General features: G+C 69.0%; 13 protein-coding genes. 8 read left to right on the top strand and 5 right to left on the bottom strand.

What is annotated here, in order from left to right; genetic code table 11:
- Positions 1 to 43: 43 nt before the first annotated feature.
- Positions 44 to 409, top strand: coding sequence for a hypothetical protein (locus tag MLGJGCBP_RS18530; RefSeq protein ID WP_160097522.1), 366 nt, complete (start codon positions 44 to 46; stop codon positions 407 to 409).
- Here MLGJGCBP_RS18530 and MLGJGCBP_RS18525 read toward each other — a convergent pair.
- The 5 genes from MLGJGCBP_RS18525 to mptB form a co-directional block, all read right to left on the bottom strand.
- A complete protein-coding gene (locus MLGJGCBP_RS18525) occupies positions 406 to 1,368 on the bottom strand; it encodes a COX15/CtaA family protein (RefSeq protein WP_124390920.1) in 963 nt (320 codons plus the stop codon). The genes MLGJGCBP_RS18530 and MLGJGCBP_RS18525 overlap by 4 nt on opposite strands.
- A gap of 69 nt (positions 1,369 to 1,437) precedes the next feature.
- Positions 1,438 to 2,874, bottom strand: a complete 1,437-nt coding sequence (locus tag MLGJGCBP_RS18520) for a hypothetical protein (RefSeq protein ID WP_160097521.1) — start codon at positions 2,872 to 2,874, stop codon at positions 1,438 to 1,440.
- Positions 2,871 to 3,671 carry an ABC transporter permease gene (locus tag MLGJGCBP_RS18515; protein ID WP_124390922.1) on the bottom strand — a complete coding sequence of 267 codons (801 nt, stop codon included), beginning with the start codon at positions 3,669 to 3,671 and terminating at the stop codon, positions 2,871 to 2,873. The genes MLGJGCBP_RS18520 and MLGJGCBP_RS18515 overlap by 4 nt, the downstream gene beginning before the upstream one ends.
- Positions 3,668 to 4,612 (bottom strand): ABC transporter ATP-binding protein, encoded by a 945-nt coding sequence (locus MLGJGCBP_RS18510; protein WP_160097520.1) that lies wholly within the window; start codon positions 4,610 to 4,612, stop codon positions 3,668 to 3,670. Before MLGJGCBP_RS18510 ends, MLGJGCBP_RS18515 begins: the two co-directional genes overlap by 4 nt.
- 6 nt (positions 4,613 to 4,618) lie before the next feature.
- Complete coding sequence (gene mptB / locus MLGJGCBP_RS18505; RefSeq protein ID WP_160097519.1) at positions 4,619 to 6,403, bottom strand: polyprenol phosphomannose-dependent alpha 1,6 mannosyltransferase MptB; 1,785 nt, start codon at positions 6,401 to 6,403, stop codon at positions 4,619 to 4,621.
- 133 nt (positions 6,404 to 6,536) lie between these two features.
- Here mptB and MLGJGCBP_RS18500 point away from each other — a divergent pair, with 133 nt between their 5' ends.
- From MLGJGCBP_RS18500 to MLGJGCBP_RS18470, 7 genes are all read left to right on the top strand, one after another.
- Entirely contained in the window at positions 6,537 to 7,286 is a 750-nt protein-coding gene (locus MLGJGCBP_RS18500; protein WP_373414841.1) for a helix-turn-helix transcriptional regulator, read from the top strand.
- A 103-nt stretch (positions 7,287 to 7,389) separates the two neighbouring features.
- Positions 7,390 to 8,850 (top strand): Fe-S cluster assembly protein SufB, encoded by a 1,461-nt coding sequence (sufB, locus tag MLGJGCBP_RS18495; protein WP_072942082.1) that lies wholly within the window; start codon positions 7,390 to 7,392, stop codon positions 8,848 to 8,850.
- Positions 8,850 to 10,079 (top strand): Fe-S cluster assembly protein SufD, encoded by a 1,230-nt coding sequence (gene sufD, locus MLGJGCBP_RS18490; protein WP_160097518.1) that lies wholly within the window; start codon positions 8,850 to 8,852, stop codon positions 10,077 to 10,079. Before sufB ends, sufD begins: the two co-directional genes overlap by 1 nt.
- Before the next feature lie 45 nt (positions 10,080 to 10,124).
- A complete protein-coding gene (sufC, locus tag MLGJGCBP_RS18485; protein ID WP_072942079.1) occupies positions 10,125 to 10,934 on the top strand; it encodes a Fe-S cluster assembly ATPase SufC in 810 nt (269 codons plus the stop codon).
- A 6-nt stretch (positions 10,935 to 10,940) separates the two neighbouring features.
- The gene (locus MLGJGCBP_RS18480; protein WP_160097517.1) at positions 10,941 to 12,200 is read left to right on the top strand and encodes a cysteine desulfurase; all 1,260 of its coding nucleotides are present in this window, start codon (positions 10,941 to 10,943) and stop codon (positions 12,198 to 12,200) included.
- Positions 12,197 to 12,712, top strand: a complete 516-nt coding sequence (gene sufU / locus MLGJGCBP_RS18475; protein WP_087561262.1) for a Fe-S cluster assembly sulfur transfer protein SufU — start codon at positions 12,197 to 12,199, stop codon at positions 12,710 to 12,712. The genes MLGJGCBP_RS18480 and sufU overlap by 4 nt, the downstream gene beginning before the upstream one ends.
- Positions 12,709 to 13,128 carry a metal-sulfur cluster assembly factor gene (locus MLGJGCBP_RS18470; protein ID WP_160097516.1) on the top strand — a complete coding sequence of 140 codons (420 nt, stop codon included), beginning with the start codon at positions 12,709 to 12,711 and terminating at the stop codon, positions 13,126 to 13,128. The genes sufU and MLGJGCBP_RS18470 overlap by 4 nt, the downstream gene beginning before the upstream one ends.
- The last annotated feature ends 189 nt before the right edge of the window (positions 13,129 to 13,317 follow it).

Below are 13,317 nucleotides of genomic sequence, written 5' to 3'. Positions count from 1 at the left end.
GCCTGGCGGACACGCCGCGTCTACCGCCCAGTATTCTCGGACCATGAGTACCGACACCCATGCGGAACAGGCCCCCTCGAGCCCGGCGCCCTCGCTGCCGTCCCACACGGTCGACGCGATCAAGAAGTTCGTCGCCCAGCACGGCGGTTCGGCCAGCGCCGTCATCCAGCCCATCGGGCTCGCCGGCGTCCGGATCACCCTGGTCGGAGCCGACGGCATCCTCGGTGACCAGGTGGTCGAGGATCTCGCCACCGCGAACGCCGTCGTCGCCTCGCTCGACGACGTCACCGTCTCGGAGTGGGACCGCGCGATCACCAGCATCGTCACACCCCGCAAGGGTCACTTCCAGAAGATGGCAGGCTGGGTCGCCCGGCAGACCCGGTTCCCGAAGGCCCGCAACGAGCGCTAGACGCTCGCGGTGTCGGGCTGTGTGACGTACTCGCGGGTGCGTCCTGCAGCCCACACCGCCGCGGTGGCCGCGGTGCACAGCCCGGCCCCCGCGACGTGGAACGCCACCAGCGCGGCGGGAACGTCCGTGAAGAACTGGACCAGCCCGATCAGCGCCTGCGCCACCACCAGCGCGAGCAGAACCTGCACCCGGACCTTCACCGCGCGCGTGGCGCCGACGGCGTACAGGCCGAAGCACAGGCCGACCAGCAACGCCAGGTAGCCCACCAGCAGTTGTGCATGCAGGTGCACGAGCGTGACGATTTCCACCTCGAGGCGGGGAACGACGCGGTCGAGACTCTTGTCTCCCGCGTGCGGTCCCGCACCCGTGACCAGCGTTCCGGCGGCGAGCACCCCGGCCAGCGCGACAGCCGACAGTGCGGTGAGCCAGCGCAGCGGTGCCGGGATCACGTCGATCGCCGGGGCGTCGTCCGGCTCGCAGATCTTCGCGTACATCACGGTCGCCAGCCACACCATCGCCATCGAGGCGAGCAGGTGCACCGCGACCGTCCACCACAGCAGTCCGGTGAGCACGGTGACACCGCCGATGACGGCCTGCACGACGGTGCCGAGAGGCATCATCCACGCGTAGACGAGGACCTCCTTGCGGCGGCGGGCACGAGTGACCGCGAGGACGATCAGGGCCGCGGCCACGACGACGACGAACGTCAGCAGCCGGTTGCCGAATTCGACCGCCTGGTGGACGACGGCGACCTCGCCGTGCCCGACCGGCACGAAGCTGCCGGGGAAGCACTGCGGCCAGGTGGGGCAGCCGAGGCCGGACGCCGTCACCCGGACCACGGCCCCGGTGACGGCGATGCCGCCCTGCGTGAGGATCACCGCGAACGCGATGACACGCTGCACGGTCAGCGACGGAAGGGGGAGACGGTCTACCAGGCTCAGAAACCCGCGATACAGCACGGCATCGATGGTAGAGGGCGGTCAACTACACCGTGTCGTTGGGCCGGTGGCGGCGCGGCCGACTCCGTGCTACTCGCCGCGAATGCGCAGGATGCCGGTCACCGTGCCCTGCCAGAAGTCGCCGGTGTCGGTGACGAGTCCGGACATCTGCAGGGTGTCGTTGACCGCGGTCCCGGGGAGTGGGCTGGTGTGCTCGACCGAGCCGTCGGACGGGTCGATCACCGCGAACGCGAAACCGTCCAGCGGGGTCGTGACGTCGAACCCCTGGCGGATCACGGTGTACAACAGACCGTCGCCGGTCGACAGGTGCGGGACCGCGGCGCTGCGGACGTCGTTGCTCCACACCTGGTGGCAGCCGATCGGGTCGATGTCCACCCGCGTCATGCCGCCGGTGAAGGGCGCGTTCGTGGGAACGGCCGGTCCCGCCCCGTCCGGAACGGTGGGATACGGGTAGCCGTACGTCCCGGCGACGTACACCGAGTTGCCGATGCCGATCGGTGAGTTCTCGCTGCCGCCCGGGTTGCCGAGCACCGGGAGGCTGCAGATCTCGTCACCGGAATCGGCGCGGAACACCCGGAGATTCACCTGCGGGTCGGCGTTGTCGACGATCGCGACGAAATCGCTGCCCGTCGACGGTCCGAAGTAGGTGGGGGTCGAGCCGGTGCCGTGGCTCAGCTGCCCCGGCTTCCGGTCCGGTCCGCGGTCGTACTCACGGCGCCAGTCCATTCGGACCTCGCCGTCGCGGAGCGCGAACTGGTACAGGGCGTGCGTGGTCGCGACCGCGGCGCCTGCCGGAGAGGTGGAGATGCTGTTCTGCACCTGCTCGCCCGCCGCCAGCGGCAGGGTGTGCGCGACACCGCCGCGGTCCACGGCTCCGACGACGCCGCCGCCCGTCGCGAACCAGACGTTGCCCTGCCAGTCCGGCGTCAGCCCGGTCACGTTGTCGCCCTGGGGAACACTGCCGGACAGGTCGACGTGCGAGTCGACGGTGATCCGCCACTGGCCGCTGGGTTCCTTCGAATGTCCGAGGCGCAGTAGCTGACGGTTGCCGTCGACGACGACGAGGCGGTTGTCGTTGTCGAGGAACGCGTAGACGCCGCCGAGCAGGCTGCCCTTCGCCAGCGTGAACGTGGCGAGCGAGCCGCCGAACGGCGCCGCGGCAGCCGCGGGGTCGATCAGGTGCACGGTGGGAACCTGGCCGGCCACGGACGTGCACAGGGCGACGACGAGGCGGTCGGAACCCTGCAGGAGGGTCGGGCACGCCGACACCAGCGGGTACGCGGACAGCGTGACGGGGCCGGTGCCGGGACCGGGCAGCGGCGTCACGTCGGTGGACCCGGCGTCGCCGTGCATCGTGGACGTGCCCGCGGGTCCGAGGAACGGATTCGGCGACGCGGGCGGACCCCACTGCGGTGCGGCGCCCGCGGGCAGCGCGCCACCGCAGAGGACGGCGAGCAGGACGGCGAGGACGGTGCCCGCACGGCGGGCCGTGGGTCGACGGATCACGTGAATCGGAACGTCCTCGCCGCCAGGGCCCCCGCGGCCGCGCCCCACACGGCGAGGACCACGACGCTGAGCAGGTCCACCGATCCCGACAGTGCGGCGTCCAGGGCGTGCGCGAGCGCTCCGGACGGAATCAGCCGGGCCCCGGTGTGCAGAAGCCAGGGGAGGTCGCCGGTGGCGAATACCACACTTCCGACACCGACCATCACGAACCACAGGATGTTGGCGAGGGCGAGGACGATGTCGGCGCGGAGGGTGCCGCCGAGCAGCAGGCCCATCGCCGCGAACGTCACGGTGCCCAGGGCGATGATCACGGCGCCGAGGACGAGTCCCCACGCACTCGGACGCCAGCCGAGAGCCAGCCCGATCGCACCGAGCAGGACGGATTGCAGGGCGACGACGATGACCACCGCGGCGCTCTTCCCGGCGATGATTCCCCACGTCGGCAGGGGCGTCGCGCCGAGCCGTTTGAGGGCGCCGTAGCGGCGGTCGAAACCGACCGCGATCGCCTGCCCGGTGAACGCGGTGGACATCACGGCCACCATCATCACGGCGGGCACCACCTTGTCGACCCGCGACGTTCCGAGGTCGCCGATGGGCAGCAGGCACAGCCCGATCAGCAGCGTGATCGGGATGAACATCGTCAGCAGCAGTTGCTCGCCGTTGCGCAGGAGCAGTTTCAGCTCCAGCGCGGTCTGCGCCCGCAGCATGACCGCCGCGCCGCTCGGGCGGGGGTCGGGGGTAAACGTGCCCGGGGCGAAACGATTCTCCGTCAGACGGTCACTGGTGCTCATCGTCATCCCCTCAGTTCCCGGCCGGTGAGTTCGAGGAAGACGTCCTCGAGGCTGCGCTGGTCGACGCGGATGTCGCTGATCAGGGCGTCCAGATCGGCGCACCACGATGCGACGGAGGCCACCACCTTCGGGTCGATCGGCCCTTCGACGAGGTAGGTGCCCGGTCCGGACTCGGCGACCCGGAAGCCGTCGGGGAGGGTCCGGGCGAGCGGCCCGGTGTCCAGACCGGCGGGCGCGGTGAGCCGCAACTGACCTTCGGCGCCGCGGCTGGTGACCTCGGCGGGCGTTCCGGCGGCGACGATCGACCCGTGGTCGATGATGACGAGCCGGTCCGCGAGTTCCTCGGCCTCGTCCATCAGGTGCGTCGTCAGCAGCACGCTGACACCGTCGCGGCGCAGCGCGTCGATCAGTTCCCACACCAGCAGGCGGGCCTGGGCGTCGAGTCCGGCGGTGGGTTCGTCGAGGAAGACCAGTTCGGGGCGGCCGACCAGCGCACAGGCCAGGGACAGGCGTTGCTGCTGCCCGCCGGACAGCCGGCGGTACGGGGTGCGACGCGAATCCTCGAGGCCGAGGCTGCGCAGCAACCAGTCGGGGTCGAGGGGGTCGGCGGAGTAGGCGGCGACCAGGTCGAGCATCTCGCCTGCGCGGGAACCGGGGTACGCGCCGCCGCCCTGCAGCATCACACCGATCCGGGCCCGGACGGCGCCGGCATCGGCGACGGGATCGAGTCCGAGGACGCGGACGGTGCCGCTGTCCGGGCGGATGAAGCCCTCACACATTTCGACGGTGGTGGTCTTACCCGCGCCGTTGGGACCGAGCAACGCGACGACCTGTGCGCGTTCGACGGTGAGATCGAGCCCGTCGACGGCCCTCACACCGTCGAAGGTCTTCACCACGCCTTCCAGGCGTACAGCAGGTTGCGCCGATCCGGGCGTTCGCGAGGTCACGGGGAATCAGCGTAAGCCCCGGCCGGGTGTGACCCGGCCGGTGCCCCGGCTTTCCGCGCCGGCGTCGTCCCGGGGCGGATCCTGCGGTTCCGGCACGGCCGGCTGCTGCCCCGGACCGACCCGCCACGGCAGGCGGTTGCGGGTGATCACGATCAGCGTTCCGGCCGTGAAGATGGTGGCGATGGCGGCCTGGACGATGACGAAGGGCTGGTACTCGCCGCCGTTCGGCATGAGGATGACGCTGACGATGGACGAGAAGACGATCGCGGGGACGCGGAACGCGGGCGCGGTGGCCCAGGCGGCGAGCGGCAGGACCGCCCACAGCAGATACCACGGCTGCACCACGGGGAACAGCAGGACGACCGCGCCGAGGGACAGCCCGAGCGCGCCGACCGCGTGGATGCGGCCGACGAGGGTGGCGACGAGCATCCGGAGTGTGATGAACGCCGCAGCGACGGCGGCGATCGGCCGGGTCAGGCTCAGCACTGCCGTCGTGTGATCGCCGAGGCCCAACAGCACCCCGGCCAGGCCGGTGCCCAGGCCGAGCAGTGTGGGTATCGACATCCAGCTGCGCACCGCGTTCGCCGTGCCGAGGGTGTGCACCCAGCCGATGCCGAGTCCGCTGGACGTGCTGATGACGAGGGTGACCACCAGGGCCACGCCGCCGAGCAGGGCGGCCGCGTAGAGCACCGCTTTCGGGGTTCCGCCCCATCGCCTGGCCAGCGCCATCCCGACGAACCCCAGCGCGAGCAGGGACGGGATCTTGATCGTCGACGACAGGGCGATGAGCGCCGCCCCGGACAGCAGCAGGAGGAGAGACTGCCCTCGGATCGGTTCCGACCGCTCGACGGCCCGCAGCGCCAGTTCGATCCCGGCCAGCATGAGTCCGAGCATCAGCGCCTCGTTATGGATCCCGGCGACCAGGTGGAACAGCAAGAGAGGATTGGCGGCACCCAGCCAGAGGGCGCTGACCTCGGCGACGCCGCAGCGGCGCGCCAGGCGGGGGAGCGCCCACACGATCATGGCCACGCCGGCGAGGGCGAGCAACCGGTGCAGGAAGATCCCCGCGACGATGTTCTCGCCGGTCAGCCAGCTGATCCCGCGCCCCATCCAGAGGAACAGCGGACCGTACGGCGCCGGTGTGTCCCGCCAGATCGTCGGCACGGTGCGGGTCAGGACGTGATCGACGCCGAGAGCGCCCGCGGGACCGATGGCGTAGGGGTCGAGCCCGCGGGCCGCGATCTCGCTCTGCGCGAGATACGAGTACACGTCCTTGCTGAACATCGGCGGTGCGACGGACAGCGGGATGATCCACAGCAGGAGGGTGCGGTCGAGCTGGGACCGGTTGAGGCGGCGCACCGCCCCGGACTGCAGACTGCCGATCGCGAACCGTCCGAGCAGCAGCCACGCGAGCACGATCATCACGGTGCCGGTCATGGTGAGCGTCAGCGCGACGCTGGGGATCCGGGCGGGAAGTCCGATGATGCGCAGCCCCTGGACGGGGTTCTGCAGTACCGGCTGGGCGCCTGCGCCCAGTGCTCCCACCGCCATCAGGACGGCGCCGGTCGCGCCGAACCGGCGGATGCCGCGGAGCTGGGCGGTCTCCTGCCCGTTCAGGCCCGCGGTCTCCGGTTCGTCGCCGTGCAACGCGGCCGCCACCGACGAGCGCGGGGTGGGGCCGTCGATGCCCAGCGCCCGCCGGAAGAGCTCGGCCGGATGTCGGAGAGCGGCGCGAGCCGTCAAGGTCGGCTCCGCGCGGGTCGGCTCCGGGTTCTCGGGGGTCTGCGGCACACAAGGCAGCGTAGCGGTGCGCCGAACACGGCCGGTTCGGCCAGTATTCCCGCGCCCGGGCGGCACATAATCACAGGTGTAAGGCAGGGCACCCTTAGTAGACCTGCGATCGGAATTCCGTCACACTGGTGTTGTGAAAACGGATACGACACCACGTGCAACGAAGGAAAGCGCAGTTCACGCGCCTTCTTCGGCGGCGCCTGTCGCAACCGCGTCACCCGTCGCCGTGGGCCACGAAGGGCACACCCGCGCGGCCGTCGTGAAGCTCCTTCTCGAGGAAGGGCCGATCACCGCGTCGGAAATCGGAACCCGCCTGGGCCTGAGTGCCGCCGGCGTCCGCCGCCATCTCGACGCACTCCTCGACTCCGGCGAGGCGCGCGAGGCGTCCTCCGTCGCCGTGCGTCACCGCGGACGGGGACGGCCCGCCAAATACTTCCAGATCACCGCCAAGGGCCGCGGCAGGCTTGGTCACGCGTACGACGACCTCGCGGGCGCGGCCATGCGCCAGCTGCGGGAGGTCGGGGGAGACGCCGCGATCACCGAGTTCGCTCGTCGCCGAGTCCAGGCCATCGTCGGCGACGTCACCCCGGCCGCGGATCAGAGCGCCGAGGGCCTCGAAACCACTGCCGACGCCATCGCCGACGCGTTCACCACCGCCGGATTCGCGGCCTCGACCCGCCCGGTCGGCAACGGTGTGCAGATCTGCCAGCACCACTGCCCCGTCTCGCACGTCGCCGAGGAATTCCCGGAACTGTGCGAAGCCGAGCAGGCAGCGTTCGCCCAACTGCTCGGCACCCACGTCCAGCGGCTCGCGACCATCGCCAACGGCGACTGCGCCTGCACCACCCACGTTCCACTCGTCCCGCCGTCCGGTCCCAAATGAACGTTTCACCGATAGATCGCTTCACCGATAGATCCTCTAGTCAGCAATTCCACCGGCGACCAGCCCTCGCCGGTCTCGTAACAAGACTCCGGAAGGAGCTCGCATGACCGTCACATCAGACCAGGTGACATCCACTGCGTCGGCCAACGCCGAGCCGCTCACGCAGGAAGAGACCATCGCGTCACTCGGGCATTACGGGTACGGCTGGTCCGATTCCGACGAGGCCGGTGCCAGTGCGCAGCGCGGTCTGTCCGAAGACGTCGTGCGCGACATCTCGGCGAAGAAGAGCGAACCGGACTGGATGCTCGACATCCGCCTGCGTGCGCTGAAGACCTTCGACAAGAAGCCGATGCCGAACTGGGGATCGGACCTCGAAGGCATTCACTTCGACAACATCAAGTACTTCGTGCGCTCGAGCGAGAAGCAGGCCGAGAGCTGGGAAGACCTGCCCGAGGACATCAAGAACACGTACGACAAGCTGGGCATCCCCGAGGCCGAGAAGCAGCGCCTCGTCGCCGGTGTCGCGGCTCAGTACGAGTCGGAGGTCGTCTACCACTCGATCCGTGAGGACCTCGAGTCGCAGGGCGTCATCTTCCTCGACACCGACACGGGCCTGAAGCAGCATCCCGAACTGTTCCGGGAGTACTTCGGCACGGTCATCCCGGCAGGCGACAACAAGTTCTCCGCGCTGAACACGGCCGTGTGGTCGGGTGGCTCGTTCATCTATGTCCCGCCGGGCGTGCACGTCGACATCCCGCTGCAGGCCTACTTCCGCATCAACACGGAGAACATGGGCCAGTTCGAGCGGACCCTGATCATCGTCGACGAGGGCGCCTCCGTGCACTACGTCGAGGGCTGCACCGCGCCGATCTACAAGTCCGACTCGCTGCACTCCGCGGTGGTCGAGATCATCGTGAAGAAGGGCGGCCACTGCCGCTACACGACCATCCAGAACTGGTCGAACAACGTCTACAACCTGGTCACCAAGCGCACCAAGGTCGAGGCCGGCGGATCCATGGAGTGGATCGACGGCAACATCGGGTCCAAGGTCACCATGAAGTACCCGGCCGTCTGGATGATGGGCGAGCACGCCCGCGGCGAGGTTCTCTCCGTGGCATTCGCCGGTGAGGGCCAGCACCAGGACACCGGTGCCAAGATGCTGCACCTCGCGCCGCACACGTCGTCGACCATCATCAGCAAGTCGGTGGCCCGCGGCGGCGGACGCGCGTCCTACCGCGGACTCGTCCAGGTCAACAAGGGCGCCCACGGCTCCAAGTCGACGGTCAAGTGTGACGCCCTGTTGGTCGATCAGATCAGCCGCTCGGACACCTACCCCTACGTCGACATCCGGGAGGACGACGTGACCATGGGTCACGAGGCCACCGTGTCGAAGGTGAGCGACGACCAGTTGTTCTACCTGATGAGCCGCGGGCTCACCGAGGACGAGGCCATGGCCACGGTCGTGCGCGGCTTCGTCGAGCCGATCGCCAAGGAACTCCCGATGGAGTACGCCCTGGAACTGAACCGCCTGATCGAACTGCAGATGGAAGGGGCGGTGGGTTAGTGACCACGCCAGAAACTGGTGTCCAGAATCTCGGAGTCACGGGAGCCGTCGCGGGCGAGAATCCGCGGATAGCGCGGACGTCGACCGGCTCGCCGATCGCCAACAAGGGCGAGGTCTTCACGTCGTTCGACGTCAAGGCGTTCGAGATCCCGGGTGGTCGTGACGAGGTCTGGCGGTTCACCCCGCTGCGCCGTCTCCGCGGACTGCACGACGGAACGGCCGTGGCGAACGGCGCGGCCGGCGTCGACGTCGCAGGCCCGGACTCCGTGAAGGTCGAGACCGTCGGCCGCGACGACGACCGGCTGGGCAAGGCCGGGGTTCCCGCCGACCGGGTGGCCGCACAGGCGTACTCGGGTTTCGAGACGGCGACCGTCGTGACCGTCGGCCGTGAGATCGAGGTCGCCGAGACGATCAACATCACGATCACGGGCCCGGGCGAGGGCAAGGTCGCCTTCGGGCACCTGCAGATCCGGCTCGACGCGTTCGCGAAGGCGACCGTCGTCATCGACCAGCGCGGCAGCGGCACGTTCGCCGAGAACGTCGAATTCGTGCTCGGCGACAGTGCCCACCTCACCGTCGTCGCCGTCCAGGACTGGGCGGACGACACCGTGCACGTCGCGTCGCATCACGCGCGGCTCGGCCGGGACGCGGTCCTGCGGCACAACGCCGTCAGCCTCGGCGGCGACCTCGTCCGCCTCTCCGCGACCGTCAAGTACGACGGCCCCGGCGGCGACGCCGAACTGCTGGGTCTGTACTTCGCCGACGCGGGACAGCACTTCGAGCAGCGACTGCTGGTGGATCACTCGCAGCCGCACTGCAAGTCCAACGTGGTCTACAAGGGTGCCCTGCAGGGTGATCCGGAGTCGGGCAAGCCCGACGCCCACACCGTGTGGGTCGGCGACGTGCTGATCCGTGCGGCGGCCGAGGGCACCGACACGTTCGAGCTGAACCGCAACCTCGTCCTCACGGACGGTGCCCGCGCGGACTCGGTTCCGAACCTGGAGATCGAGACCGGCGAGATCGTCGGTGCCGGCCACGCCAGCGCCACGGGTCGATTCGACGACGAGCAGTTGTTCTACCTGCGCGCCCGCGGAATCCCCGAGGACGCGGCACGGCGACTCGTCGTGCGCGGCTTCTTCCACGAGATCATCAACAAGATCGCCGTCGCCGAGATCCGCGAGCGTCTCGAGGCTGCCGTCGAGGCCGAACTCGCCGCAGTCGGCGTCTGAGCCGCGCCGCCGGACCATTACTTCCCATTTCTTCGAAGGATCACAATGTCTACCCCTGACGCTTCCACCCCCGAAACCTCGGTCCTGGAAATCAAGGACCTGCACGTCGACGTCGCGAACACCGACGAGAACGCCGAACCGATCAACATCCTCAAGGGTGTGAACCTGACGGTTCGGTCCGGCGAGACGCACGCGATCATGGGACCCAACGGGTCCGGCAAGTCGACGCTGTCGTACGCCATCGCGGGTCACCCCAAGTACCAGATCACGTCGGGCTCCATCACCCTCAACGGTGAGGACGTCCTCGAGATGAGCGTCGACGAGCGCGCCCGCGCGGGACTGTTCCTCGCGATGCAGTACCCCGTCGAGGTTCCCGGCGTCTCGATGTCGAACTTCCTGCGCACCGCGGCCACCGCCGTCCGTGGCGAGGCCCCGAAGCTCCGCCACTGGGTGAAGGAAGTCAAGGAGGCGCTGACCGAACTCGACATCGACCCCTCGTTCGGTGAGCGCAGCGTCAACGAAGGTTTCTCCGGCGGCGAGAAGAAGCGCCACGAGATCCTGCAGCTCGGCCTCCTGAAGCCCAAGATCGCGATCCTCGACGAGACCGACTCCGGACTCGACGTCGACGCCCTGCGCGTCGTCTCCGAGGGCGTGAACCGCTACAAGGAGCGCGAGCACGGCGGAATCCTGCTGATCACGCACTACACGCGCATCCTCCGGTACATCAAGCCGGAGTACGTCCACGTGTTCGTCGGCGGTCGCGTCGTCGAGTCGGGCGGGCCGGAACTGGCCGACGAGCTCGAGGCGAACGGCTACGAGCGCTTCACCCAGGCTGCAGCAACGCAAGGAGCATAAACGCAGATGACCACCTCGGTGCGCGTATTCGACGTCACCCGGATCCGGGAGGACTTTCCGATCCTGGCGCGTACGGTCCGCGACGGAAAACCGCTGGTGTACCTCGATTCGGGTGCGACCTCGCAGCGCCCGAACCAGGTGCTCGACGCCGAGAGGGAGTTTCTCACCACCTGTAACGCCGCCGTGCACCGAGGCGCTCACCAGCTCGCCGAAGAGGCCACGGACGCGTACGAGAACGCGCGTGCGGCGATCGCCGAGTTCGTCGGCGCCGACAGCGACGAGCTCGTGTTCACCAAGAACGCGACGGAGTCCCTCAACCTCGTCACCCACGTCCTCGGCGACGACCGCTTCGAACGGCACCTCGGTCCCGGCGACGAGATCGTCATCACCGAGCTCGAGCATCACGCCAATCTGGTGCCGTGGCAGGAGCTTGCGCGCAGCACCGGTGCCACGTTGCGCTGGTACGGCGTCAGCGACGACGGCCGCATCGATCTCGACTCGCTCGAGCTGACCGATGCCGTCAAGGTCGTGTCGTTCACCCACCAGTCCAACGTGACCGGGGCGGTGGCACCCGTCGAGGAACTGGTCCGCCGCGCCCGCGCGGTCGGCGCGCTGGTGGTGCTCGACGCCTGCCAGTCCGTCCCGCACATGGCGGTGGACTTCCACGCGCTCGGAGTCGACTACGCGGCGTTCTCCGGGCACAAGATGCTCGGCCCGTCCGGCGTCGGTGTCCTGTACGGGCGCCGCGAACTGCTGAACGCGATGCCGCCGTTCATCACCGGTGGCTCGATGATCGAGACCGTCACGATGGAACGCACCACCTACGCGCCGCCGCCGCAGCGGTTCGAGGCCGGCGTTCCGATGACGTCGCAGGTGGTCGGTCTCGGCGCAGCGGTCCGGTATCTCGACGAAATCGGGATGGACGCGGTCGCCGCGCACGAGCACACCCTGGTCGAGGCGGCGCTGGCAGCGCTCGGCGCCATCGACGGCGTGCGCATCATCGGACCCACGACCGCGGAGGATCGCGGCGGGGCCGTGTCGTTCGTGGTCGACGGAATCCACGCCCACGATCTCGGCCAGATCCTCGACGACGAGGGCGTCGCCATCCGTGTCGGCCACCACTGCGCCTGGCCCCTGCACCGGCGTTTCGGTGTCGCGGCCACGGCGAGGGCGTCGTTCGCGCTGTACAACACGGTCGACGAGGTCGCCGCTCTCGCGGCGGCGGTGCGGCGTGCCCAGGAGTTCTTCGGGGAGGTTCCTGCATGAGAATGGAACAGATGTACCAGGAAGTGATCCTGGACCACTACAAGCATCCCCACGGCCGCGGTCTTCGTGAGCCGTTCGGCGCTGAAGTCCACCACGTCAACCCCACATGCGGCGACGAAGTGACGCTGCGCGTGGAACTCGCCGACGACGGCACGGTGGTGGATGTGTCGTACGACGGCCAGGGCTGCTCCATCAGCCAGGCGTCGACGTCGGTGCTCACCGATCAGGTGGTGGGAATGCCCGTCGAGCAGGCGCTGCAGACCGTTGCCGCGTTCAACGAAATGGTGAGTAGCCGCGGTACCGTCGAGGGGGACGAGGACGTCCTCGGGGACGGCATCGCCTTCGTCGGCGTCTCGAAGTACCCGGCCCGCGTGAAATGCGCGTTGCTGGGATGGATGGCATTCAAGGACGCGGTTGTTCAGATAGTGGACGACCGGGTCGTGGACGAACAGGATTCGGCCGTTCCGACAGCAGACGGCGAACCCGCTCGAATCGGAGGACAGGCATCATGAGCGAGACGCAGACGCCGCAGGCGGACGCCACAGCCGCACCGGAGCAGGCAGCGGCGGACCAGGGCAGCGAATCCGCGCCCGCCGCATCGGGTGTGATCACCGACCCGAAACGCCTGGAGGAGCTCGAGGAGGCGATGCGTGACGTCGTCGACCCCGAACTCGGCATCAACGTCGTCGATCTCGGCCTGGTGTACGGCATCACCGAGGCCGAGGACGTCGTGACCCTCGACATGACCCTCACGTCGGCGGCCTGCCCGCTGACCGACGTCATCGAGGACCAGTCGCGCGGTGCGCTCGTCCGCAGCGGTCTGTGCAACGAACTGAAGATCAACTGGGTGTGGCTCCCGCCGTGGGGCCCCGACAAGATCACCGAGGACGGCCGCGAGCAGTTGCGCGCCCTCGGATTCACGGTCTGACCACCCACCACCGTTGGCACGGAGGGGCTCGGCGAGAACCATCTCGCCGAGCCCCTCCGTGTCGGTTCAGGCGCGTTTGCGCCGCGTCGGTTCAGGCGCGTTTGCGTTCCGAGGTGGATGACTTCGCGGTGGCCTTCTTCGCCGCGGTCTTGGCCGGGGCCTTCTTCGCCGGCTTCTTCTTGGCGGGGG

Origin of the sequence: Rhodococcus sp. T7 (assembly GCF_009872365.1) — a bacterium.
In the GTDB taxonomy this organism is placed as follows: domain Bacteria; phylum Actinomycetota; class Actinomycetes; order Mycobacteriales; family Mycobacteriaceae; genus Rhodococcus_F.
Note: the sequence above shows the minus strand (reverse complement) of the source record. Positions and strands in the feature narration are given on the sequence as shown.

Excerpts from the sequence above, each read along its gene's own strand:
- MLGJGCBP_RS18530 (WP_160097522.1), top strand. The coding sequence starts at position 44 with ATGAGTACCGACACCCATGCGGAACAGGCCCCCTCGAGCCCGGCGCCC.
- MLGJGCBP_RS18515 (WP_124390922.1), bottom strand. The coding sequence starts at position 3,671 with ATGACGATGAGCACCAGTGACCGTCTGACGGAGAATCGTTTCGCCCCG.
- sufB (WP_072942082.1), top strand. The coding sequence starts at position 7,390 with ATGACCGTCACATCAGACCAGGTGACATCCACTGCGTCGGCCAACGCC.
- sufC (WP_072942079.1), top strand. The coding sequence starts at position 10,125 with ATGTCTACCCCTGACGCTTCCACCCCCGAAACCTCGGTCCTGGAAATC.
- MLGJGCBP_RS18480 (WP_160097517.1), top strand. The coding sequence starts at position 10,941 with ATGACCACCTCGGTGCGCGTATTCGACGTCACCCGGATCCGGGAGGAC.
- sufU (WP_087561262.1), top strand. The coding sequence starts at position 12,197 with ATGAGAATGGAACAGATGTACCAGGAAGTGATCCTGGACCACTACAAG.
- MLGJGCBP_RS18470 (WP_160097516.1), top strand. The coding sequence starts at position 12,709 with ATGAGCGAGACGCAGACGCCGCAGGCGGACGCCACAGCCGCACCGGAG.